Genomic DNA, 25,044 nt, shown 5'->3' with positions numbered 1-25,044 from the left:
GCTATTGATCTTTTATTCATCGAATAAATTCATACTCAAATAACGTTCTCCAGTATCAGGTGCGATGCATAAAACTTTTTTGCCGCTGCCGAGACGTTTTGCAATTTCGATTGCTGCATAAATAGTTGCCCCTGCAGATGGACCGACAAAAATACCTTCTTCACGAGCAACCCGTTTGAAGATTTCAATCGCGTCTTCATCTTGGATGGCCATAATTTCATCGTATATTTTAGTATTTAATATACTCGGAATAAATCCAGGGCTAGTACCTACTAATTTATGCTTACCTGGTTTACCGCCGGACAGGACAGGAGATCCTTTTGGTTCTACAACCGCGATATACAATTCCGGCAAATGCTCTTTTAACGTTTCACCAGTACCAGTAATGGTACCGCCAGTTCCAGCTGATGCGACAAATGCATCTAATTTGCCGTTCATCTGCTCTAAAATTTCTAGCGCAGTTGTTGTCCGGTGAATATCTGGGTTGGCTTTGTTCTCGAATTGTTGTGGAATGAAACTGTTTGGAATTTCCTTCTGCAACTCGAGCGCTTTGCTGATTGCACCAGGCATTTTTGCATCACTTGGTGTTAAGACTACTTCAGAGCCAAAGGCCCTCAATAAATTGATCCGTTCTTTTGTTGCGTTATCTGGAAGCACGAGAATAGAGCGGTACCCTTTTGCAGCGGCGACCATAGCGAGACCAATACCGGTATTGCCACTTGTTGGTTCAATAATAGTTGCGCCCTTTTGTAATAAGCCATCTTCTTCAGCCATTTTAATCATATTATATGCAGCACGATCTTTAACGCTTTTAGATGGATTGAACATTTCTAGTTTGACATAAACATCAGCAGCCCCTTCTGGAACAATGCGATTTAATTTTACGACCGGTGTGTCACCAATCAATTCAGTGATATTATTATACGGTTTCATGGAGAAAACAACCTTTCTTAAGTAACGGTATTTGTTATCTACTTATTTGTATTTCCTTTTTAACTAGTCCGTCAGTGAATGTATTCTAATTGACGGGTTTAATTCTAAACTTTATTGTACTAGTATAACGCATATTTGTTAATCATATTGGTTTTGTCGGCTTAAAAAAGGAGAGCTTTAAATGGAACAAATTCCTTTGATCATTACGACGGAGTGGGTTGAACAACGATTAAATAATCCGTAATTATGTATCATTGCTGCTACATGGACTGCTTTAATGCTCAATAAGCTTGGTCAAAAAAATGTGGCTGTATACGATGGTTCGCTAAATGAATGGATGAGCGATCCAACTTGTCCACTTGTAACCGAAAGCTAAAAACCGCAATGCCTTTTGAGGCATTGCGGTTTTTCATTACTCTTTATCAACAGCTACTTGGATATGTTGGAAAGTTGCAACATCAAACAAACCGCAGTCTGTTAATTTTAAATGAGGGATCACAGGTAAAGATAAGAAAGACAGTGTTAAAAAGGCATTAAAATGAGTAGGTGCTCCAATTTGCAAAAGACTGTTATCAAGAATCTTTAGTTGTTCGTAAACCGTTTCAAATGGTTCTTCTGACATTAATCCGGCAATTGCTAAAGATACGCTTGTTAATATTTCTCCATCTTGCACAACCACGAGTCCACCGTTAATTTGTTGCACTGCTTCAACTGCGGTTTTAATGTCTCTATCCGTTGTGCCAACAGCGATAATATTGTGTGAATCGTGTGCAACTGTAGTGGCAATCGCTCCATTTTTTAATCCAAGACCTTGAACAATACCTAACCCAATATTGCCAGTGGCTCGGTGACGTTCAACCACAGCCATTTTTAAAAGATCTTTTTCTGTATTTGAAACAAAGTAGTCATTTACTTGCGGGACTTCTAAAATTAAATGTTCCGTAATGAGGTTATTGGGATTGATGCCGATTACATGGGCTTTTTCGCTATTTCCCATGGGAATCTGGAAGCTAGTAGGAGATAATTCTGCAATGCGAACCGTACCCTGAACAGCTAGCGAGTCACTTTTACTTTGAATTGGTCCAACATACTTACCGTTTTGTGCTGCTACTTGTCCACCTTTATAAACCGCTGAAATGGTGAATTCATCGAGGCTATCAAGCAACAGAAAATCGGCATCGTAACCTGGGGCAATGGCTCCTTTTTGTCGCAAACCAAAGCATTGCGCCGCATTAAAGCTAGCCATGGAAATAGCGGTAATTGGGGCAATGCCTTGTTTAATAGCTGTTCGAACATTAAAGTCGATACTGCCTTCTTCTATTAAATCATCTAAATGTTTGTCGTCTGTACAGAACAAACAACGATTAGCATTTTGTTCAGTTACACCTTCGAGTAAAGTCTCCAAATTTTTAGCGACCGAACCTTCACGAAGCATGACATACATGCCGCGTTCAAGGCGTATAAGCATTTCTTCTTTTGTCACGCATTCGTGATCAGTTAAGATTCCAGCAGTGCCGTAAACATTGATATCCAGTTCAGTGAGCCCTGCAGCATGACCGTCAATTTGCTGGCTCAGCATTAACTTATCGAGCATAGCTTCATCTCCACGCATAACGGCTGGAAAGTCCATCACTTCTGCTAATCCGAGAACATTGTCACGTTTCAAAAAAGGTTTTAAATCTTCAGCTGAAAGATGAGCCCCTGCATTTTCAAAAGAAGTAGAAGGAACACATGACGGCAACATAAATTTAATGTCGAGTAACGTTGATTCTGCATCTTTCATCATAAATTCGAGACCTGCTGTTCCGCTAACATTGGCAATTTCATGTGGATCTGTAACAACGGTCGTTACACCATGAGGCAAAACAACTTGTGAAAATTGTTGCGGTGTGACCATAGACGATTCGATATGAACATGGGCATCGATCAAGCCCGGAGCAATGTATTTTCCAGACGCATCAATTTCATGATTGCCTTCGTAATTACCGATGCCGACAATGATTCCATCACTAACTGCCACATCTCCTGTAGTTAAGGTCTTTGTAAAAACATTGATGATCGATGCATTGCGAATCACCAAATCGGCTTTTCTTTTTTTATTGGCAGTATCGATTCGGTTTTTTAACTGGGTTTTATTCATGTGGTTAGGACTCCTTTAAATTGGTTTAAGATATTTTGTTTAAATAAACTAAATATATAATTGAAGAACTAAGCTTGCGCTTATTCTACAGGAGATGGGTGATTAGCTCTAGCATAATGAGGTTTAACTTTAAAGGAGATGTAAATGAGTGGGGGAAAATCAATAAAAATAACCACTAGCAGCTTTAAAGAATGAAAGTGAAGATGCTAGTGGCAAATCAATCTATATAATTTATGGAACATAAAGCTCTCCTTGCCCAACAACAATTGCAGTACCACCAATTTTAACTTCTTCGTATTGTTGGTTGTTCTTATTAATCATAATATCGATAAAACTAGGTCTCCCCATTTCAAAACCTTGTTCACTTCGGATAACATAATTGCCATCTGCTTTCTTATCAATAGCACCATGTTCCACTAAGAATGCCCCTAGAGGGCCACTAGCAGCCCCAGTTGCTGGGTCTTCAGAAATACCCATGGCAGGGGCAAACATGCGACAATGAACAGTGGAGTCGTCGTGTTCGGTTTCTGTTGTAAAAGTAAATATGTGTTGGCGATCTGGATTACGACTAAAGTGGCGTTCCCAGACATCTGTTCGAAAATTAATTTCTCTCATCGCGGCGATTGAGCGGAGGGGGACAAATAAGAAAGGTAATCCAGAAGAAACGGTTTGTATCGGAAGTCGCGGATCCAATTCTCCTTTTGGTAACGATAGTAGATCTGCAACCAAAGCTTGTCTAGTCAATATTTCTCCGAAAACAGGAATCGGTTGAATCATTTCAACTTTGGTGATTTTTTCTTTGTTTAAAAAAACGGTTACAGAGATGTCTCCGTGCTCTTCTTCAAAAACCCATTCATTAACTCCATCTTGTGTGGGTAGCATTTTTAAATAAGCCATAACAAAAGCTGTGCCAATTGTGGGGTGACCCGCAATCGGTAATTCTACTTGAGGTGTGAAAATCCGGAGATTGATTTGATTTTGTGGCTTATTAGGTGTGCAAATAAACGCAGTTTCTGATAAATTAAGTTCATTTGCAATTTGCTGCATGGTTTTGGTTGTTAAACTTGAACCGTCATGAAAAACTGCCAACTGATTTCCGCCAAAAGACTGCGAAGTAAAAACATCAACTAAAGTATACTTTAACGTTTTCATCATAATCCTCCTTTATCTGAATATTTAGTTTACTTACTTTCTTTGTATCAGTTAGAAAGGGAAAAGTCCACTACCTTTAATTGCAATCAATCCAATTTGAGAATAAAGTAGGGGTATGAAACCAAACAGAAAAGAGGGAAGCATGTGAAAAAACAAATTGTGGTCATTGGGTTAGGCCGTTTTGGTAGCAGTGTCTGTAAGGAACTGCATAGTCTTGGTCATGAAATTATGGCCATCGATACAAATCCAGATAAAGTCGACGCCTTAAGAGAATATGCTTCTTTTGCAGTAAATGCGGATGCAACGGATGGGAATCAGTTGAAATCTTTAGGCGTTCGAAATTTTGAACATGCCATCGTAGCTATAGGGGATGATCTACAAGCAAGTGTTTTATGTACATTAATGTTAAAAGAGTTGGGTTTGCCGAAAGTTTGGGTAAAAGCCCGCGATCTTCAGCATGAGAAAATTCTTCATAAAGTTGGAGCGGATCGCGTGATTCAACCAGAAAAAGAAATGGGCATTCGCGTTGCCCATCATGTGGACTCTGATAAAATCGTCGATTACATTGATCTTTCTCATGATTACAGTATTATCGAGTTAGTTGCTTCGGGGAAAATGGCGAATAAAACATTAATAGACATGAATATTCGAAAAGAATTTAATTGTATCGTCTTAGCAATAAAAAAGCAGGAAGAAGTCAATATTGCACCTGCCATTGATGACATGGTTGACCATGATGATGTGCTGATTGTAATGGGTCATAAAGATGACTTGAAGCGCTTAGAAGAAAAAAACTTGTAAAAAAAGGTTCGCTACTTCACAGTAAGCGAACCTTTTTGAATGTGACTGTCGTTTAGTAAAAAAGTTAAGTGGGAATAATAAAATTAAAGATTTTTTTAGTGTTTTGTAAGAGATGGGGGGACTATAGATGAAGTTCCGAATCGAATGGACATATGGAATTCCTAAAGGAATAGAAACTGTTTTCTCATCAGATGAAATGTCAGCTGAAGCAATTGTTCAGATTGCTGAAGATTTGGAGCGGACAGGGAGAGTAAGAAAGATTCGCTTTGAAGATCAATACGATAGCAGTTGGACACTTAAAGAAGTGAAAGCCTATTTAAAAGAAATCGAAAAAGAACCACATCAAGTTCAAATTTATTTTGATGGGGGTTACGAACTTTCTTCAGGAGACGCCGGTCTAGGCTGTGTAATTTACTATAAACAAAACGGCAAATCTTACCGACGCAGAACAAATGCAAAGTTGGATGAGCTAAGGTCAAATAATGAAGCAGAATTTGCTGCTCTTTATTTTTGCCTTCAAGAGTTAGAATACCTTGAAGTACGGCGACAAGTGGTTTCTTTTACAGGAGACTCGCGTATTGTCATCAATGGAATGGAAGGCGAGTGGCCGCTCATAGAGGATAAGTTAGAGCCGTGGGTAGTGCGAATAAAAGAAAAGTTAAATGAACTGGGTATTCAGGATGAATATCAATTAGTACCACGCAAAGAAAATGCAGAAGCTGATAAATTAGCTACACAAGCATTAAAAGGAATTTCAATTGCCGCAACAAGTGAAATACTAAATTAAATCACCTTTTGACCGGACGGAAGCAACTATTCCGTTCTTTTTTTGTGCATAAATTGTTTAATCATTATGTTTAATACATTTAATTGGTACTTATTTATCAAAAGCAGAATAATCAGATATATTCATTGCGATATTGCATGAATTAGGTTATAAATAGATTGTACAATAATTTTGCAAAAACTATACAAGAGAAGGAGAGGAAGAAATGAAGAAAATCTTATTTTCATTCTCAGTTGCTATGGTCCTTGTATTTTCACTGCTTGCCTCAGGAGTAATGGCAGATAGTCATATGGCTAAAGTTAGAGTTGTACATGCTTCCCCTGATGCTCCCGCTGTCGATGTATATGTCAATGGAGATTTAACACTAGAAGAGGTTCCTTTTAAAGCAGATTCGGGTTATATGGATGTCCCTGCTGGAACACATGATGTAGAAGTTTTTGCAAGTGGAACAGAATATGCTGCAGGTGAAGGTGTATTGCAGGCAGATCTTGCTGTAGAAGCTGGAAAAGCTTATACAGTCGTTGCAGCAAACTTGTTAGAGTCAATTGAATTTGTAGTTGCCGAAGATTCAATGGAAGTAACAGATGGAAAAACAAAAGTTCGCGTCGGACATTTGTCGCCTGATGCACCAGCAGTTGATGTTGGCGTAATCGGTGGAGATGCATTATTTAGTGGAGCGGAATTTCCTGGCATTACAGATTATGCAGAGTTAGATGCAGGCACATATGATTTAGAAATTCGTTTACCTGATGGCACGCAAGTTCTGCCATTAGAAGGTACGGAATTAGCTGCAAATACGGTTTATAGTGTTTTTGCAGTTAACACGGTAGACTCATTAGAAGTAATTGCGCTTGTCGATTACGAAGCTGCGGAATCGCCAGATGGCATGCCGACTACTGGCCTTGGAACTCCTGACCAATCTCAAGCAATGTGGTTGTTGCTAGGAGGAGCAGTGGTTCTTATAGGAGTTAGTAGCCTCGTGTGGAGAAAACGATTTCAACAGTAAGCTTTGGATTGTCCTGTCACTTTTACTGGTAGCAGGTTGTCATCAATCGGTCGATGAAGTAAGCGTTCGATCGGAAAATGTGGGATTTGCACTAGATGAGCCTGTCTCAGTTCGTGTTCCACAAACAACTCCGGCGGAAAACCCGATTAATGGGTTGAAACGAACGGGCATTAAGCCGAGTTCCTTAAAAATTCCAGCGATTGATGTTGAAGCTCAAATTCAACATCTTGGTGTTACAGAAAACGGTGAAATGGCAGTTCCGAACAATATTGAAGACGTTAGTTGGTTTTCACCAGGGTACGAACCAGGAGAAAATGGTCGTTCTGTCATTGCAGGTCACGTGGATGGTGTTGACGGCCCAGCTATTTTCTGGGATCTTGCTAAGCTCCAACTAGGTGACGAAGTTGTCATACAGGGAGAAGAGAAAACCTTGACTTTCAAAATTCACACGATGGAGTCTGTTCCTCTGGACTTGGCAGATGTAACCAAAGTATTCGGTTATACTTCTTCTCCAGAATTAGTAATGATTACTTGCTCAGGAACGTACGATTTTGAGCGGGGGACACGAGAAGAACGATTGATTGTCTATGCTAGCCTAATAGAAGAGTAAATAGAAAAAACGTTGCAATGTGCCTGATACACATTGCAACGTTTTTTTTTTTGCTATCAGAGTGCAACTTTTCTATAGGAGTAACGTTTTATAGTAATTGAATAACAATCGTAAAAAATTTAGTGAGACAATGTAGCTAAAAAATAATTTATTATAGAAAGCAGGAGTAGGGTTTATGGAATGGTTTGATTTGTTTAAAGCACTAATCTTAGGGTTCGTGGAAGGCGTGACCGAATTTGCACCTGTTTCTTCTACAGGACATTTAATCATTGTCGATGACATGTGGTTAAAATCACAGGAGTTTTTAGGTAAATACCCTGCAAATACGTTTAAAATTGTTATTCAGCTCGGCTCTATACTGGCGGTTGTCGTCGTATTTTGGAAACGCTTATTTAGTTTAGTTGGCCTCTATAAAATTGAAGGTCAAAAAGAAAGTACACGATTTAATTTATTGCACGTTGTCATAGGGATGTTGCCTGCAGTTGTTTTGGGATTTGCTTTCAAAGATTTGATTGACGACTATTTGTTTGGTGTGGAAACGGTGATTTATGCATTGGTTGTCGGTGCGATTTTGATGATTGTTGCCGACAAGTTCGGGCCTAAAAAGCCTATTGTAAATTCATTAGATGAAATTACGTATGTTCAAGCATTAAAAATTGGGTTTGTGCAATGCCTTTCGTTATGGCCAGGTTTTTCTCGTTCTGGTGCCACCATATCAGGAGGCGTATTGTTTGGGCTAAATCATCGGGTAGCGGCAGACTTCACTTTTATCATGGCAGTTCCGATTATGTTCGGCGCGAGCCTGGTGTCGGTATTGAAAAATTGGGATACTTTATCGATGGACTATTTATCATTTTATCTAGTCGGCTTTATCTCGGCTTTTGTTTTTGCGCTAATTTCTATCCGTTTCTTCTTGAAATTGATTTCACGTATTAAACTAATGCCATTTGCGATTTACCGACTCGTATTAGCAGCTATTTTAGCTATTATTGTTTTTCTATAATCATGTTCGAGAGCTTCCTTTGGGAAGCTCCTTTTTGTCTGTCATACTTTTGGTAGTTTCTCTACTAAAGAGATAAATTCGCGTGAAACGTATGGTACGTAACGATTTTTGGCCATAATAATACCCAATCTCCAAGGAAACGTATGGGTCAAGGAAATCATTTTAAACGGTCCATTTTTCACACGGTCGCATATCAATTTTGGCATTAATGTAACACCTAAGTTTTTTTCGACCATGCCGACGATAAAATCCCATTGCGAACTTTCATACGCAATTTTCGGCGTGAATCCTTCGCTGACACAAAACTCGATCGTTCGGCTGTTTAATGTGAATTCCTTGCTGAGAAGTAAGAAAGGATCGTCTTTAAATTCGATTAAATCAATCATTTCATGATGGGCAAGTGGATGTGATTCGTGTACTAGCAATTTGATTTCTTGGTCGACAAAGGGCACTACATCAAATTTTTCTTTATCAACGGGAAGCATTACAAAGCCTAAGTCTACATCGCCGTCGTATACTTTTCGTTCAACAGTTTTGGCACCATCTTCTGCTAATACGATAGAGACTTCAGGGTAAGCGCGTTGAAATTCAGCGATAATAGTAGGGAAGAACAATGTACTAATGACTGGAGGAAGCCCGATTTTTATTTTGCCCTTCTTTAAATTCATCACATCATAAAGAGATGTTGATAAGTCATCGACACTATGTATAATTTTTTGTGCCTGCTCATAAACAACTGAACCAGCATCAGTCAGTCCTATTTGACGTGAAGAGCGGTCAAACAACACAACTTCCATTTCTTCTTCTAAATTCCTCACCATTTTGCTTAATGTCGGTTGTGTCACATGAAGTGCAAGGGCGGCTTTTGTAAAACTTTTGTGTTTAGCCACTGCTACGAAATAAGTTAATTGTCGTATATCCATATGGTCTCCTCCTCTTCCTATAACTAATTGTTATAGAACTTATAGTTATTATTCATTTTACCTATTCTTTTCGTGGTTGTACAATAATGAAAGCAAACAGGACTAAATATTTAGAAAATTGGACGGCTCTTCTATAGAAAATAAGTAAGCGTTTTCAAAAGAGTGTCGTTAAAAGAAAAAAGGGGGATTTTAAATGTTGAGTATGATTGGTATGGTTGGGGGACTTGTTCTTTTAATCGTCTTTACGATGAGAGGCATGAACTTATTGATTGCGGGTCCAATATCTGCATTATTTGTAGCACTGTTCAGTGGACTACCGTTATTTCCACAACTAGTTGGAGAAGGAGAAGCGAACTTATTAACAAATTATATGACAAGTTTTTCTGGATTTATTACTGCATGGTTCCCGATGTTCTTACTTGGAGCAATTTTCGGAAAAGTAATGGAAGATAGTGGGGCTGCTGATAGCGTCTCAAGATGGTTAGTTGGTAAATTTGGTTTATCGAAAGCAGTATTAGCGATTGTTATCGCCTGTGCTGTCTTAACATACGGCGGAGTTAGCTTGTTCGTTGTAGCATTCTCGGTTTTCCCGATGGCACTTAGCTTGTTCAAACAAGCTGATTTACCGCGTCGTTTTATCCCGGCTGCGTTAGCTTTAGGGTCGGTAACATTTACAATGACTTCTGCTGGTTCACCTGAAATCCAAAACTGGATTCCGATTGAATACTTGAAAACTAGCCCATATGCAGGATGGGAAGTTAGTATTTTTGTAGCTGTCTTTATGGCTGTATTTGGTTACTGGTGGTTAAAACGCATGATTCAAAAAGCGGTTAACAAAGGCGAGCGTTTTGAAGCTCGTTCAACAGACCCAGTAATAGAAGATCGTAAGCTTCCAAACCCAATCATGGGCTTGATTCCGTTAGTTGTCGTTCTTGGAATTTCGTTTGTTTTCCATGATTCATTGAAAACTTCTGCATTGATCATCGCCTTATTGGGTGGGGTTCTTACAACGTATTTCTTAAACCGCCAATACTTCTCGAATTTAGGTAAAGCTTTATCTGATGGAACAATTGGTGCATTGATCGCAATCGGTAACACGGCTGCTGTAGTTGGATTTGGTGGTGTTGCGAAATCCGTACCAGCATTCCAAGTAGCAGTAGATGCGATGACTAGCATTCCCGGAAGCCCATTAATCGGCGGAGCTATCGCTGTCAGCGTAATCGCAGGATTAACTGGTTCTGCTTCAGGTGGACAAGTTATTGCATTGCCACTTCTAGCACCACATTATATTGACATGGGTGTTAACACAGAAGCGCTTCACCGTACGATTGCCATTTCTTCAGGAGCATTGGATTCATTGCCGCATAATGGTTATGTCGTAACAACAATTCGTGGGATTTGTGGAGAAACACATAAAGCTGCCTATGGTGCTGTCGGTGCTGTAACCGTCATTGTTCCGTTACTTGGGCTAGCAATTGCCATCATCCTATTTTCATTAGGACTTGGAATTTAACAAAAGCTTTGGAGGGAATACAATGGTAGACAATAAAGTCGTTTTAATAACAGGAGCTGCTAGCGGAATTGGTTATGAAATTAGTAGTGATTTTGCAAAAGCAGGAGCGAAAATTGTATTATCAGATATCAATGAAGAAGCTGTCGTAAAAGCTGCAGAGAACTTAAAGTCACAAGGGTTAGATTGCATCGGCATCAAATGTGATGTGACAAATGAAGACGATATAAAAAATGTGATTGAACAAACAGTTGCTCATTACGGATCACTTGATGTATTAATTAATAATGCGGGCATGCAATACATTTCGCCGCTTGAAGAATTTCCAACAGAGAAATATGAGCTATTAATCCGCATTATGTTAATTGCGCCGTTTATCGCGAGCAAGCACGCATTTCCGATTATGAAAAAGCAAGGATCAGGGCGAATTATCAATATGGCTTCGATCAATGGACTTGTTGGATTTGCTGGCAAAGCTGCATACAATAGTGCAAAACATGGTGTGATTGGTTTAACGAAAGTGGCTGCACTTGAAGGTGCCGAACATGGCATTACCGTTAATGCTATGTGCCCAGGTTATGTGGATACACCACTCGTTCAAAATCAAATGAAGGATTTGGCAAAAACACGTAATGTACCACTTGAAAAAGTCTTTGAAGAAGTCTTATATCCGTTAATTCCTCAAAAGCGCTTGTTGGCTGTAAAAGAAATCTCGGATTATACGATGTTCTTAGCAAGTGACAAAGCTGCAGGTGTTACTGGTCAAGCCGTCGTTTTAGATGGCGGCTATACAGCTCAATAAAAATAAACCCGTCTAGCGTTTGTGCTAGACGGGTTTTTCAGTATCATTTTATACAACTAGTCAAGAAAATTTTCTGTAACGCCGAGAAATAACCGGTCTTGCTCAACATTGGGAGCGTGGCCAGAACGTTTAAATTCCATGAAAGTAGCATCCGGAATAGCAACTGCGGTTTCGCGCCCTTTTTCTGGAGGATTCAAGCCATCGTGCTTTCCACTAACGACTAGAGTTTCAGCGGTAATGGCAGAAAGTTGTGAGCGGAAGTCGAATTTTTTTATAGCATCTCCTGCGATTCCTTGTTCTTTTATAGTTAGTAGTCGGCTATTTTGTGCCGTTTTTTTATTCCATTCTTGAATTTTTTTTTGGTCATGATAAATATAACGAGTCGCTTCATTGATCTTCTCAGAGATGCTCAGACCATCAAATTTTGCAGGGTATCGATCAAAAAGTTCAGTAAGTGACGCCTGTTCGCTATAGGATTTAGTAGCAACTAAGATGAGTTTGTTTACTTTTTGAGGTGCTTGTATGGCAATGCCTTGTGCGATATAACTGCCCATTGAAACACCGATAACATCCACAATAGTTACATCTAAATGGTCAATGAGCGCAAGTGCATCTTCTATATGGTCCTTTAATGTGTATTGTTCTAAGCGACTAGAATTGCCATGACCTCTTGAGTCTAAAGCGATTACACGGCGAGTCTTTTTGAAAAATTCCATTTCGCGATAAAACATCGCAGAATTACTGGTGAGTCCGTGAAGCAAAAGAAGTGGTTGGCCTTCTCCGGTATCTTCGTAAAATAATTCGATGTCATTGTGCATAAATACGGGCATAGTCATTCTCCTTTATGAATAGGCTCTTATAATTGGTATACCCTAAGCATAAATAAAAATAGCGGTAAGGCAAAATTAAAAGCACAACAGAAAGTTGTGCTTACTAAATCTTATTAATTAGAGTCTGGTCTAGAGTTCTGCCATTTCTCGATAAAACTGAATATCATCACGAGCAATATAAACATGCTCAATGTGAGATACCAAGGGAATTCGGAAATAGCACGGCCAAATGCCGTATAAAGAATTGCCGGAGCAATCAAACCTAATGCAGAGATAACCATGTATTCTTTAAGCGATTTTGTCATTTCGATTAAATACAATGATAATAAATGAAAGTGTACAAAAGGCATAATACGTAAAATCATCACTTGAGGAACCGACAAGGTGCGGTCTGAGAAAATTTTATCTTTTAGTCGTGCCATTTTCTTTTGGAACTTCGGAAATTTATTGACCAATATGTAGGATATCCAGCTCATTAAGGTCAAACCAATAAACGATAAAAATGCACCTTCAAAAAATCCAAAAAGATACCCGCCAGCAATGCAGACGGCAATAACTGGTAAGAACAACAAAGGACGTACTAAATGCAGTAAAACAAAAAGAAATGGTGCTAACCAGCCGACGTTGTCCATGAATACTTCGAGGGATTGATCGAATTGCTCCATACGATCCCAACCTCTCTATAGATGTTTTCTAATAAGGAAGGATAAGCTAAAAAGAGGGGAAAAGCAAGGAATTTCTCAGTATGGTATATTCAGTCGAGAAGAATCGGATAGGTAAATTTCTTCTTGAAATATTGCCTATCGTGAAGAGCTCTTATACCAACAATGTAGAAGTCTAGAAGCAATTCAAACTAATTGGAAAGAGGGATTTTATGAAAATATTAATTATCGGTGCAGGTGCAATGGGTAGTTTGTTTGCCGGACGCTTAAGATCACAAACGTCTGAAGTTTTTCTATATAACCGAAATAATCCACACGTAGAAAAGATCAATCAAAGTGGATTGACCATTGTTGAACGGGATAACAAAGAAACCATCATTCCTTTGGCAGTGGTACAGGAAGTTTCTGGAGACATATATGATCTTGTAGTAGTGATGTTAAAAACACATGCGACTAAAAATGTATTAACTCAAATAAAAGATTCATTTTCACCGAACACTTTGTTTGTGACGATGCAAAATGGTCTTGGAAATTTAGAAACGATGGCAGATATCTTCCCAAACAACTCAATTGTTGCAGGAACGCTAGGTTGTGGTGCTAGCGTTGAAGATAACGGACGGATTCTCCACCGCGGCTGGGGAACAAACTTTATCGGTCAGCCTGCAGACAAAAGAGCGCAAGAAAAATTGGTGGAATTTGTTGAACTGCTAAATCAATCTGGATTGGAAACTGAATTAGCGGATGATGTTCAAACCGTTATCTGGAATAAATTATTCGTCAATCTTGCTTATAATTCATTATCAGCACTGACACGTTTGCGAAACGGCGATATTGTAAATACAGAAGATGGTCAAAATGTATTGCGAAGCATTGTAACAGAAGCGGCAGAAATCGCTAAAGCAGAAGGCGTCACTGTTGATACAGAAACAATTATCGTTAGGTGCATCAAAATGGGTCAAGAACAGTTTCCGACCAATAAGTCTTCAATGCTAATGGATGTTTTGCATAAACGCAAAACTGAAATTGACACAATTAATGGCGCTGTAGCAAAGCTTGGAAAAAAACACGGCATTTTAACGCCTTATAATGACATGATTACTGGAATCATCAAAGTCATCGAAGCAAATTCTGACAAGCAAGTCGACTAACAAGGATTTAAATCTGCTATACTTAGTGGATATTGTCTTGATTGATCGGGCAGATAAGGACGGGATGAATTGAATCGATTAACTGCAACAGGTGACTATATTTATACATATGCCTATACAAATGATGAAAAAGCATTGTGCCAAATGGAGATGCGGTCATTTTTTGGTAGCGACACGAACGAGAAAATTATCAAGAGCAGAGTGGGGATTGACCCAAGCCGCAGTCCGTTTATTAAAGAGCGCATTGACGTGCTTTTTGAAGCCGATACATTGCAAAACATCATCGAACAATCTGCAAACGTAGATATGGCAGATACGACGTTCAAAGTCATTTTTCTAAAAATCAATGGTCTATCTGAACAAGATCAAGTTGATTATTTAGGGAAGCGAGATATTGAACGTCAAATCGGTTCAGCTATAACAGGAGAAGCAGATGTCCATCAGCCAGGTGTCACGTTTGGATTAATGCCTTTTGAAGGGCGTTGGTATTTCGGGCGTTACTCACAAAGTGAGCCAATTTGGTTTCAACATATGAAAAAGCCACGTGAATATTCAACGGCACTTAGCACACGTGTAGCACGTGCTGTCGCAAATATTGCTGTGCCAAATCCAGATGGTGTTAAAGTTGTGGATCCATGTTGTGGAATTGGTACCGTGTTAGTTGAAGCGTTATCGATGGGCATAGATATTGTCGGTCGCGACATCAATCCGCTAGTTGTTGAAGGATCACGTGAAAACATTGCACATTTCGGATTGACTGGGGAAGTGGAATTGGGGTCAATCGCAGAAGTCGAAACGGCATACGATGTTGCCATTATTGACATGCCATATAATTTATACACACACGCCACGCCAGCAGACCAATTAGGGATTTTAAAAGCTGCTTATCCCATTACTGAAAAGTTATTGGTCGTCACAATCGAGACGATGGACCATATGATTGAAGAAGCTGGATTTGTCATTACTGACCGCTGCATCGCTAAAAAAGGATTGTTCTTGCGTGAAATTGTCATGTGTCAAAAAGCTATTTAAACGTCGCGATGAGCGGCGTTTTTTCTTTGAAATGGGATTTGGCAAGTATTTAGCGTGAATCGGACAGTAATTGATTCCAATCGGACAGTATTTCGGGTAAAACGGACAGTATTCCAGCCAAATCGGACAGTATTTTCAAAATCTCTAACTAATGAAGGAGATTCTATCAAAAAATTGAATACGATAATAGTAACTTACTCAAAAAGGAGCTGCAAACGATGAAATTTACTGAAACGACTTTTCCAATTACGCAAGTTCGGGAACAATTTCCTGCTTTAACAAGAACATATAAAGACAAAACGGTCGCATACTTTGATGGTCCAGGGGGATCGCAAGTTGTAGGCACAGCAATAGAAGCGATTGCAAACTATATGAGAAAAGGCGGTGCCAATCTCCACGGCGCATTCCCGTCTAGTTGGGAAACCGAGAAAGTTATTTCAGAAGCCAGATTAGCAGTCGCTGATTTTTTAAATGTTCAAGCAAACGAAGTGGCGTTTGGTGCTAACATGACCACATTAACAATTGCTATCGCCAATGCTCTTGGCAAAAATTTCAATGCAGGTGACGAAATTGTCGTTACAGAAATGGACCACCGTGCCAATGTTGATCCGTGGATCATGATGGCAGAAGACCGTGGCTTAAAAGTACGCTGGGTGAAAGTCGATACGGAAACAAAGACACTAGATTTATCGGAACTAGATCAATTAATCAATGAAAACACAAAAGTCGTTGCTGTCGGCATGGCCTCTAACGCGATCGGTACAATCGTCGATCTGAAACCATTTGCAGAACGAGCAAAAAAAGTAGGGGCACTACTCGTAGCTGATGCAGTTCACGCAGCACCGCATGTGCCAATGGATCGTGACCAAATGCATATTGATATTTTATTATGCTCAGCTTACAAGTTCTTTGGACCGCATATCGGCATCGCCGCAATTAAAGAAGAAATTTTCAAGGATTTGGAGCCTTACAAATTGACCACTTCTCCGAAATATTATCCCGATAAATTGGAAACCGGCACGCAAAATCACGAAGGCATTGCAGGCATTACTCCCGCTATTGAGTTTTTTGCTCAGTTTGGTGAAGGGGAAACGAGAAGAGACCGCATTGTAAGTGGAATCGAACAAATTGAAAAACATGAAAACCGCTTGGCAAATCGACTTCGTGAAGGCTTGTCAGCAATTCAAGCTGTAACCATTACACAAGCCTCAGCGGATGTTCCAAAAACACCTACAATCGCTTTTCAAGTAGATGGGATCGAACCAGGAGACATTTGCAAAAAACTAGCGGAAGAACATAGTATTTTTCTTGCAGCGGGGCATTTCTATGCGTCAACACTAGGTCACGTATTAAATGTCAACGATAGTGGCGGCTGGGTCCGTGCTGGACTTGCACCGTATAGCACAGAAGAAGAAGTAGACCGGTTAATTGACGCAATAAAATCATTTGTTTAGACTGTAGTATGAATAATCGACTTTTTTCCCTTTGCACGAGGTTGATGTTATACTAAAAGGAACTTGTTCCGCCAACGGAGAGCATTACGTTATTTCCCGCAAAGGGACATAAACAAAGGAGAATGAAATTTTGACACAAACGAACAGTAACTCTGATAACAAACCGACGAACTTACCACCGAATTACGACGAATTGAAAAAAGCTGCAAACCGACAGGCTAACTGGAAAGAGCGTTTAGCTGCGGTTGAAGAGCTTGGCAACTGGAAAAGCGAACCAACAATTGACTTGTTAACACACCGCATGAACCACGATTCGGTTTATCAAGTGCAGGAAGCTGCCTATAAACAACTTAAAAACTTTGGCGAAAATGTTCACATGCCAGAGCGTAAAAAATATGATTTGATCAAGGACACTTCTAAAGTACTTGTTCGCATCAAAAAAAGTTTGCCAGTTGGGCACACTTACGAAGACTTTAAAGAAAAACTACAAAAAATGCGTAGCGATATTTACGATACGTATAAAGGCGATAAAGGCGAAGATTTTGAAAGCTGGTTGGAAGAACAGTGGAAAGCTGCTCCTTTTAAACAACCTCGTCGTAGATAATTCGAGTTTTCAACTCAGCCATAAAAAAATCCCGAATGCCATTATGGCATTCGGGATTTTTTATAAATATTTTTGAATGATGGGTTTTAGACGATACCCAAACAATCCAGCAAGAACGGCTAAGATCAAGTCTTTTGGAAGTGGAACAGCCATCCATGCCCAAGCCATTTTGTACGTAAAGCCTTCAGGTGCTGCAAACCACAATTTGTAGGCTGCATACATCCAGTTCGTCCCAAACAGGTAATTGACGGCCATCCCGACAAGTGCTGCAATAACAAATCCTTTTTTAGTCGACCATTTCTCAGCAATGAGTCCGGCTAAATAAGCGGTAAAAACATAAGACACAATAAATCCAAAGGTTGGACTAAGCAATGTATCCATACCACCAGAGAATTTTGCGAAAACAGGAACGCCTGCAAGACCAATAAATGCATAAACAATCATGGCGATAGCGCCTTTACGGCTACCAAGTAGAAGACCTGCTAAAATAGCAAAAAACGTTTGCAGTGTGATCGGTACACCCCCTACTACTAAATACGAAGCGATGTTTGCGCCAATTGCCATCAAAGCAGCGAATAAGGCGATATGTACTAATTGCAAAGTGCGAGAGTGATTTGCCGATCTGGCAGTGGTCGTCGTTGTCATTCTATTTCCTCCTACTATTCTAGATAAATTAAGTATAATGAGAGAAAATATTTAAGTCAACTTATTTTTTATTTAGGTTAACACAATGCGAGGAGCACAGTAAACAAAGAAAAAGCTGACCTTTCGAAAAGGTCAGCTTTTTTCTATATAGTTAAAATCCAGGCTTATTCAATAACTTGAAGACGTTGTTTTTGTAATCTTCAACCCCAGGTTGATCAAATGGATTGATGTCTAGCATATAAGCACTGTACGCACATGAAAGCATGTAGAAATACAGTAAATGACCTAACTGGAACTCATCGATTTTTGGAATCGTCAAGCTTAGTTGAGGTACGCCACCATCTAGGTGAGCGCTTGATGTGCCTTTGTGAGCAACATGGTTAAATTCTTGTAACGAGAGTCCAGCCAAATAATTAAGTTCATCGCCATCGTTTTCAGCTTCAAAAACTGTTAAATCTTCGTTTGCTTCTTGTACCAATAGGAACGTTTCAAACAAATTGCGTTTGCCGTCTTGAATATATTGACCCATCGAGTGCAAGTCTGTTGTGAATGAAACGGATGCTGGGAAAATCCCTTTGCCTTCTTTTCCTTCACTTTCGCCAAACAATTGCTTCCACCATTCTTGAACAAATGATAGTTTTGGTTCAAAAATTGCCATAACTTCTGTTGTATAACCTTCTACATATAATTGATGGCGAATAGCTGCGTATTGAATAGCTACGTTTTCATCAAAGTTCATATTGTTATAAACCTTTTCAGCATCAGCAGCACCCGCAAGTAAGTCCTTAATCGAATAACCAGCGGCTGCAATTGGGACCAATCCAACTGCTGTAAATACAGAATAACGTCCACCCACATCTTCAGGAACAACAAAACGCTCATAGCCATTTTCTTCAGCTAATGTCAGCAATGCGCCTTTTTCAGCGTCAGTTGTTACGATAATTCGTTCAGCGGCTTCTTGACCATAGCGTTTTTCCATATAGTCTTTTAAGAAGCGGAAAGCGAGTGCGGGTTCTGTTGTCTTACCTGATTTTGAAATAACGTTAACCATAACGCGTTTACCATCAAGGTGTGCGAGCAATTGTTTTAAGTACTCACCGCTAACTTGATGTCCTGCGAAAACTACTTCTAATCCAGCTTCTTTTTTGAAATACGGATCAAGTGCAGATAATACAGCTTTAGCACCTAAATAAGATCCGCCAATACCAATAACAACTAATACATCTGCTTTATCCCGGATTTGAGTTGCTGTTTTTTCAACTTTTTCCATAAATGCTGAATCGAGCGTGCTTGGCCAATCTAACCAACCAAGAAAATCTGAACCTTTTCCTTTTTTGCTGTAAAGATCTTCATGAATTTGCTTTAATTGTGCTCTTTTTTCAAGTGTTAAAACGGAACCAATTGATTGCGAAAATGTAATTTCAACCATAGTTACCCTCCTGTCGTTTTGTAATCAGTTTACCATATAAAAACTGGTAATTGCGTAAGTTTTGCAGGAGAAACCTCTACGGAGACCGATCTATAGCAATAAATTTGAATTCTGGTTGGAAAATCACGTGGCTGAATAGGAAACAGTTATTAGAAATAAAGAGATTAATCTTTCAACTAGTCGCTATTTATTGGTAAAATAAAGAAAACAATGGGAGGTTATGTTTTGGGTAAAAAAATAACAATTATTCTAGCCTTGGCTTTTCTGGTCCTATTGGCGGGCTGTCAACCAAGTCCAACGCCTGAAGATCGGCTAAAAGCATACATAGACCACTGGAACAACGCAGAATTTACGGAAATGTATAGCGCTTATTTAAATAAAGGAACGAAAGATGCATATACACCAGAAGATTTTGTTGAGCGCCAACAAAAGTTTTACGAAGACTTAGCGATTACAAATGTTGAAGTGAGTTATACAAAGCCGGCAGAAGAAACAGAATGGGATCCTGAAAAGCCAGCTGATTTTCCTGTTCAAATACAAATGGACACACTTGCAGGACCAGTTGCGTTTGAAAAAACGATGACGTTGTTGGTTGAATCTCAAGACGAAACAGAAGACTGGTTTGTTGAATGGGATCCATCTTTTATATTTGAACAATTAGAAAAAGACGATGAAGTTCGCGTATCAACAACAACTGCAGATCGCGGTGAAATTTATGATCGAAACCAAAAGGCAATAGCCATCAACGGAACAGGTTACAACATTGGTGTGGTACCTGAAAACTTCAAAAAAGAGGCTGGTAAAGAAGAACTCGCAGAAGTTCTTGGAGTATCCGTTGATTTTATTGATGAAAAAATGAATCAAAGTTGGGTTCAAGAGGATCAGTTTGTGCCGATTTCCAAAGCTGCAAAAAATGATAAAGAATTACTAGAGAAAGTAAAAGCAATACCAGGCGCGACTTATCAAGAAACAGCAATGCGCGAATACCCATACGAAGAAGCTCTTGGACATTTGAGCGGCTATATTGGTCCGATCACTGCTGAAAAATTAGAAGAACTTAAAGACCAAGGGTATAAGTCGACAGATTTTATCGGTCGAAGAGGACTTGAGTTAACGCTAGAAGAACGTCTACATGGTAAGAATGGCATAAAATTGTTTATCCAAAAACAAGGTGACAATGGAGAACAAATCACAATTACTGAAACAGCTGCTGAAAATGGAGAAACGATTGTTTTGACTATCGATGCAGAATTGCAAAAATCTACTTATGAAGCGATGAAAGGCGAAGCGGGAACAAGTGCCGCAGTCGACCCGGAAACGGGAGAAACGTTAGTTTTAGTTAGTTCGCCCGCCTATAATCCAAACGAATATATGTTAGGCATTAGCGGGGATCGCTTTAAAGAACTAAGCGAAGATCCGTTAAATCCATTATTTAATCGTTTTGGCGCAGCTTATGCACCCGGTTCAACGATTAAGCCAGTAACGGCAGCGATTGGATTAGAAGCTGATACATTAAACCCAACGGAAGGTCTTCAAATTGATGGAGCTACATGGCAAAAAGACAGTTCTTGGGGAGATTATCGCGTTAGCCGGTTACATCCTGAAGCACCAAACCCAATTGATTTGAATAAAGCCTTGGTTTATTCGGACAATATTTATTTTGCGCAACAAGCACTTAACATGGGCAACGAGACATTTGTTTCAGGATTAAAAAACTTTGGTTTTGGAGAAGACATTCCATTTGCTTTAGAGCTACAATCTTCACAAATTTCCAATGAAGGCACGATCGGATCTGAAGGGCAGTTGGCGGACTCTTCATTTGGTCAAGGACAGATGCTGACAAACATTTTGCATTTGGCTACGATGTACGAGCCATTCTTAACAGATGGCACGATGTATAAGCCGTTATTGTTTATGGATGAAGAAAAAAGCCAAGTTTGGAAAGACGGATTACTAAGTGCAGAAAATGCGGAAGTTCTCCGCAGCGGGATGCGAAATGTCGTTGTGGATGGCTATGCACAGTCGGCTAACAGCAAAATAGTAAAAATTGCAGGTAAAACTGGAACAGCGGAATTGAAAGGGGAAATAGGTGAAGAAGGGCAAGAAAATGGCTTTTTTGTTTCTTATGATTCAGAAAGTCCAGATTTTATCCTTGCCATGATGATCGAATCGATCGAAGACAATGATGGCAGTGATTATGTTGCTGGATTTGCGGCGAATGTGTTTGAAGAATATAAAGCTCGATAAAAAGTAAAGGAAGCCACTCGCAAGTATTATTTGCGGGTGGCTTTCTCGTTGCAGGAATTTCCCAAAGAATATTGAATAGAAAGAGTAATAAATAGAAAAAGAAAATCTGTCCGGCACTAGTTAATTTCGTTAAAAGGAAGAGGGCGATGAATTTGAAGGAAACCTGGTGGAAAGAAGCAGTAGTCTATCAAATTTACCCAAGAAGTTTTAATGATTCAAATGATGATGGCATTGGCGACTTAAATGGCATAACTGAGAAACTAGATTATTTGGACGAGTTGGGCGTTACGATTGTATGGGTTTGTCCAATGTATAAATCACCAAATATCGATAATGGTTACGATGTCAGTGATTATCAAGAAATCATGGAAGAAATGGGAACGATGGAGGACTTCGATCGACTTTTAGAAGAACTACATAAAAGAGGCATGAGACTCATCATTGATCTCGTCTTGAATCATACAAGTGATCAACATCCATGGTTTTTGGAATCCAAGTCTTCGAAAGACAATCCGAAACGGGACTGGTATGTATGGCGTGACCAACAAACGAATTGGGAAAGTATTTTTGGAGGACCGGCATGGACATTTGATCCAAAAACCGAGCAATATTATTTACACATTTACACCAAAAACCAAGTCGATTTAAATTGGGAAAACAAAGACATGCGAGAATCCATCTATGAAATGATTCGGTGGTGGGTGGCTAAAGGAGTTGATGGTTTTCGGGTAGATGCCATCAATCACTTAAAAAAAGATTATAGTGATATGCCAAATCCGCAACATTTACCTTATGTTCCTGCATGGGAAAAGTTTACGGAAGTAGAGGGTTTACAAGAAACACTGACGGAGTTAAGGGATCAAGCGTTTAAGAATAACGATATTGTCACCATTGGTGAAGCCAATAGTGTTAAATCACATAATATGGAAAAGTGGATCAGCGAACATGATGGGAAATTTAATATGATCTTTCACTTAGAAGCGCATAAACCGGTGGATAGCAACGGAGTAGATAATGATTTGGATGTCGAGGAATTAAAAGAAGTGTTAAATCGCTGGCAACAAGCGACACATGGCATTGCTTGGAATTCTCTTTACATCGAAAATCATGATCGGCCAAGAACGGTATCCATTTGGGGGAATGATCAAAAATATTGGTATGAAAGTGCTACGGCATTGGGGTGTATGTATTTCTTTATGCAAGGAACTCCTTTTATTTATCAAGGTCAAGAAATCGGAATGACGAATGCTCCTTTTGACGATATTGACATGTATCACGATATTGAAACCAAAAACATCTATCGCTATAAGTGCAAACAAGGTGTGCCACATGAAGAAGTAATGCATGTGATTAAAAAAATTAGCCGTGACCATGCCCGTACACCGATGCAATGGAACAACGAGGATTTCGCGGGGTTTTCTAGAGTCACGCCTTGGCTAGGAATAAATCCGAATTATCAATGGCTAAATGTCGAAGCTCAAAAAGATGATCCGAGCTCCATTTGGTCGTTTTATAAAAAAATGATTCACTTGCGCCAAAACTGGAAAGTGTTGGTTTATGGAACTACCGAACTAGTCGACTCGGGTTGCCCCCATGTATACGCCTATGTACGCGAAGATCAATATACAAAAATGCTCATCGCTTCGAATTTAAGTGAAAAAACGTGTGCGTGGAATAGCCCATATGACGCGGAACTTTTTCTGAGTAATTACGAAGAGCGAGCGAAAGGCATATTACAGCCATATGAAACATGTGTTTATTTCCTGAAAAAAGAAATTTATTAAACATAACAAACACCACTCTATTCTAGAGAGTGGTGTTTGTTTGTATGAAATTAAGTTATTAGGTATATATAATCAGGTAAATAGTTCCTCTTTCCATATTCACGTTCAATCCACAAGAAAATTTCCCAATTACGAAAACCGGAAACTTCTGCTAACTTTAAATGTGTGGCAGAGTCCTCAAGTCGGACAAATGCGAAAGCGCGGGACGCCGTAGCCAGAGCCAGTTGCCATAAACCATATTGGAAAAGGGGATTGAACGATGAAAAAATCGGCAAAATTCATTACGACAGCAATGTTGACAGCTACTCTGCTAATACCGGCAATGGGCGTCAGCGCAAACGGGGATTCCGTTGAAAAAGCGAATGGCAATGAGAAATTTCGCGTATTGGTTGACTCAGCAAATCAAAAAGAATTGAAAAATGCTAAAAACCAATACGGTGTTCATTGGGATTTTGAAAACGAAGGATTCACCACCAATATGAACGAAAAGCAATTTGAAGCACTTCAGAAAAACAAAAATATAACAGTTGAAAAAGTTCCGGAATATAGCATTGATGAAACTTCAACTGAGCCGCTAGCTCAATACTCAACTATGGCTGCTTCTCAATCCACACCATGGGGGATCAAAGCCATCTACAATAATTCAAACCTTACACAAACTTCTGGTGGAGCAGGTATTAACATTGCCGTACTCGATACTGGAGTGAATGTAAATCATGCAGATTTAGCAAACAATGTAGAACAATGTAAAGACTTTACACTAACTAGTAGCATCACAAATGGTACATGTACCGATCGCCAAGGACACGGAACGCATGTTGCAGGGTCTGCTTTAGCAAACGGTAACGGCGGCTTGTATGGAGTAGCACCACAATCTGACCTGTGGGCTTACAAAGTATTAGGAGACGATGGATCAGGGTCTTCTGATGATATTGCGACAGCTATCCGCCACGTTGCAGATCAAGCAAGCGCATTAAATACGAAAGTAGTCATCAATATGTCGTTAGGATCTCCAACGGAAAGTAGCTTGATCACGAGTGCTGTAGACTACGCGTATAACAAAGGTGTATTAGTAATAGCAGCAGCGGGTAACTCTGGTCCTTACCAAGGCTCTATTGGCTTCCCAGGTGCTTTAAAAAATGCAGTAGCAGTAGCAGCACTTGAAAATGTTATCCAAAACGGTACACACCGCGTAGCTGACTTTTCTTCACGTGGTTATAGTTTTTACGATGGTGATTATTCTATTGGCAAATACGACGTTGAAATTTCAGCGCCGGGTGCAGCAGTTTATTCTTCTTGGTATACAGGTGGCTACGCAACACTTAGTGGAACATCAATGGCTTCACCGCACGCAGCTGGACTTGCTGCTAAAGTGTGGGCAGCAAATCCAAGTGCAACAAACGTACAGGTGAGAGCAGATTTACAAAACCGTGCAAAATCATACGATATTCTCTCAGGTTATGGAGCAGGATATGGCGATGATTATGCATCAGGTTTCGGTTTCGCACGCGTTCAATAACTCTAGATATAACAGCTAGTAAG

At 39.6% G+C, this 25,044-nt stretch carries 22 protein-coding genes and 1 pseudogene; 15 read left to right on the top strand and 8 right to left on the bottom strand.

The genetic code is table 11. From position 1 onward, the window contains the following. Positions 1-12 precede the first annotated feature (12 nt). Positions 13-933 carry a cysteine synthase A gene (cysK, locus tag MLE13_RS07730; RefSeq protein WP_240749145.1) on the bottom strand — a complete coding sequence of 307 codons (921 nt, stop codon included), beginning with the start codon at positions 931-933 and terminating at the stop codon, positions 13-15. Between the two features lie 253 nt (positions 934-1,186). Between cysK and MLE13_RS07725 the strand changes: the two are divergent. Beyond that, a pseudogene (locus tag MLE13_RS07725) lies at positions 1,187-1,309 on the top strand (sulfurtransferase); the annotation flags it as partial. Positions 1,310-1,345: 36 nt separating this feature from the next. Here MLE13_RS07725 and ade read toward each other — a convergent pair. Continuing rightward, complete coding sequence (gene ade, locus MLE13_RS07720) at positions 1,346-3,073, bottom strand: adenine deaminase (RefSeq protein ID WP_240749144.1); 1,728 nt, start codon at positions 3,071-3,073, stop codon at positions 1,346-1,348. Positions 3,074-3,304: 231 nt separating this feature from the next. Continuing rightward, on the bottom strand, positions 3,305-4,225 hold the full coding sequence (locus MLE13_RS07715; protein WP_240749143.1) for a PhzF family phenazine biosynthesis protein: 921 nt from the start codon (positions 4,223-4,225) through the stop codon (positions 3,305-3,307). A gap of 144 nt (positions 4,226-4,369) precedes the next feature. Between MLE13_RS07715 and MLE13_RS07710 the strand changes: the two genes are divergently transcribed. From MLE13_RS07710 to MLE13_RS07690, 5 genes are all read left to right on the top strand, one after another. After that, positions 4,370-5,026, top strand: a complete 657-nt coding sequence (locus tag MLE13_RS07710; protein ID WP_240749142.1) for a potassium channel family protein — start codon at positions 4,370-4,372, stop codon at positions 5,024-5,026. A gap of 127 nt (positions 5,027-5,153) precedes the next feature. Further along, positions 5,154-5,813, top strand: a complete 660-nt coding sequence (locus MLE13_RS07705) for a reverse transcriptase-like protein (protein WP_240749141.1) — start codon at positions 5,154-5,156, stop codon at positions 5,811-5,813. A gap of 205 nt (positions 5,814-6,018) precedes the next feature. Next, on the top strand, positions 6,019-6,819 hold the full coding sequence (locus MLE13_RS07700; protein WP_240749140.1) for a DUF4397 domain-containing protein: 801 nt from the start codon (positions 6,019-6,021) through the stop codon (positions 6,817-6,819). A 79-nt stretch (positions 6,820-6,898) separates the two neighbouring features. Beyond that, entirely contained in the window at positions 6,899-7,429 is a 531-nt protein-coding gene (locus MLE13_RS07695) for a class F sortase (protein WP_240749139.1), read from the top strand. A gap of 175 nt (positions 7,430-7,604) precedes the next feature. Then, a complete protein-coding gene (locus MLE13_RS07690) occupies positions 7,605-8,432 on the top strand; it encodes an undecaprenyl-diphosphate phosphatase (RefSeq protein ID WP_240749138.1) in 828 nt (275 codons plus the stop codon). Positions 8,433-8,473: 41 nt separating this feature from the next. On the opposite strand, the gene MLE13_RS07685 is transcribed toward MLE13_RS07690, so the two are convergent. Then, positions 8,474-9,355: a LysR family transcriptional regulator gene (locus MLE13_RS07685; RefSeq protein WP_240749137.1), complete on the bottom strand. Its 882-nt coding sequence runs from the start codon at positions 9,353-9,355 to the stop codon at positions 8,474-8,476. Between the two features lie 193 nt (positions 9,356-9,548). Here MLE13_RS07685 and MLE13_RS07680 point away from each other — a divergent pair, with 193 nt between their 5' ends. Together MLE13_RS07680 and MLE13_RS07675 are read left to right on the top strand one after the other, a co-directional pair. After that, entirely contained in the window at positions 9,549-10,868 is a 1,320-nt protein-coding gene (locus MLE13_RS07680; protein ID WP_240749136.1) for a GntP family permease, read from the top strand. A gap of 22 nt (positions 10,869-10,890) precedes the next feature. After that, entirely contained in the window at positions 10,891-11,667 is a 777-nt protein-coding gene (locus MLE13_RS07675; protein ID WP_240749135.1) for a 3-hydroxybutyrate dehydrogenase, read from the top strand. 56 nt (positions 11,668-11,723) lie between these two features. Here MLE13_RS07675 and MLE13_RS07670 read toward each other — a convergent pair whose 3' ends face one another. Both MLE13_RS07670 and MLE13_RS07665 read right to left on the bottom strand, forming a co-directional pair. Continuing rightward, positions 11,724-12,497 (bottom strand): alpha/beta fold hydrolase, encoded by a 774-nt coding sequence (locus MLE13_RS07670; RefSeq protein WP_240749134.1) that lies wholly within the window; start codon positions 12,495-12,497, stop codon positions 11,724-11,726. Between the two features lie 113 nt (positions 12,498-12,610). Further along, entirely contained in the window at positions 12,611-13,162 is a 552-nt protein-coding gene (locus tag MLE13_RS07665) for a TVP38/TMEM64 family protein (protein WP_240749133.1), read from the bottom strand. 209 nt (positions 13,163-13,371) lie between these two features. Here MLE13_RS07665 and MLE13_RS07660 point away from each other — a divergent pair, with 209 nt between their 5' ends. The 4 genes from MLE13_RS07660 (at position 13,372) to MLE13_RS07645 (ending at position 17,397) form a co-directional block, all read left to right on the top strand. Then, positions 13,372-14,307, top strand: coding sequence for a ketopantoate reductase family protein (locus MLE13_RS07660; RefSeq protein ID WP_240749132.1), 936 nt, complete (start codon positions 13,372-13,374; stop codon positions 14,305-14,307). A 69-nt stretch (positions 14,308-14,376) separates the two neighbouring features. Beyond that, entirely contained in the window at positions 14,377-15,339 is a 963-nt protein-coding gene (locus MLE13_RS07655; protein ID WP_240749131.1) for a TRM11 family SAM-dependent methyltransferase, read from the top strand. Between the two features lie 218 nt (positions 15,340-15,557). After that, positions 15,558-16,793, top strand: coding sequence for a cysteine desulfurase-like protein (locus tag MLE13_RS07650; protein ID WP_240749130.1), 1,236 nt, complete (start codon positions 15,558-15,560; stop codon positions 16,791-16,793). Positions 16,794-16,923: 130 nt separating this feature from the next. Further along, complete coding sequence (locus tag MLE13_RS07645) at positions 16,924-17,397, top strand: HEAT repeat domain-containing protein (RefSeq protein ID WP_240749129.1); 474 nt, start codon at positions 16,924-16,926, stop codon at positions 17,395-17,397. Between the two features lie 60 nt (positions 17,398-17,457). On the opposite strand, the gene MLE13_RS07640 is transcribed toward MLE13_RS07645, so the two are convergent. Together MLE13_RS07640 and MLE13_RS07635 are read right to left on the bottom strand one after the other, a co-directional pair. Then, on the bottom strand, positions 17,458-18,042 hold the full coding sequence (locus MLE13_RS07640; RefSeq protein WP_240749128.1) for a biotin transporter BioY: 585 nt from the start codon (positions 18,040-18,042) through the stop codon (positions 17,458-17,460). A gap of 151 nt (positions 18,043-18,193) precedes the next feature. After that, entirely contained in the window at positions 18,194-19,471 is a 1,278-nt protein-coding gene (locus tag MLE13_RS07635) for a glucose-6-phosphate isomerase (protein WP_240749127.1), read from the bottom strand. 225 nt (positions 19,472-19,696) lie between these two features. Here MLE13_RS07635 and MLE13_RS07630 point away from each other — a divergent pair, with 225 nt between their 5' ends. The 3 genes from MLE13_RS07630 to MLE13_RS07620 all read left to right on the top strand — a co-directional run bounded on the left by MLE13_RS07630 (position 19,697) and on the right by MLE13_RS07620 (position 25,021). Beyond that, entirely contained in the window at positions 19,697-21,718 is a 2,022-nt protein-coding gene (locus MLE13_RS07630) for a penicillin-binding transpeptidase domain-containing protein (RefSeq protein ID WP_240749126.1), read from the top strand. Between the two features lie 152 nt (positions 21,719-21,870). Beyond that, positions 21,871-23,502 carry a glycoside hydrolase family 13 protein gene (locus tag MLE13_RS07625; RefSeq protein ID WP_430905206.1) on the top strand — a complete coding sequence of 544 codons (1,632 nt, stop codon included), beginning with the start codon at positions 21,871-21,873 and terminating at the stop codon, positions 23,500-23,502. Positions 23,503-23,761: 259 nt separating this feature from the next. Then, positions 23,762-25,021, top strand: coding sequence for a S8 family peptidase (locus MLE13_RS07620; protein ID WP_240749124.1), 1,260 nt, complete (start codon positions 23,762-23,764; stop codon positions 25,019-25,021). Positions 25,022-25,044 lie beyond the last annotated feature (23 nt).

The sequence above is a fragment of the Planococcus halocryophilus genome, from assembly GCF_022489025.1.
GTDB lineage: Bacteria > Bacillota > Bacilli > Bacillales_A > Planococcaceae > Planococcus > Planococcus halocryophilus_A.
This window is presented reverse-complemented; position numbering and strand designations above follow the sequence as displayed.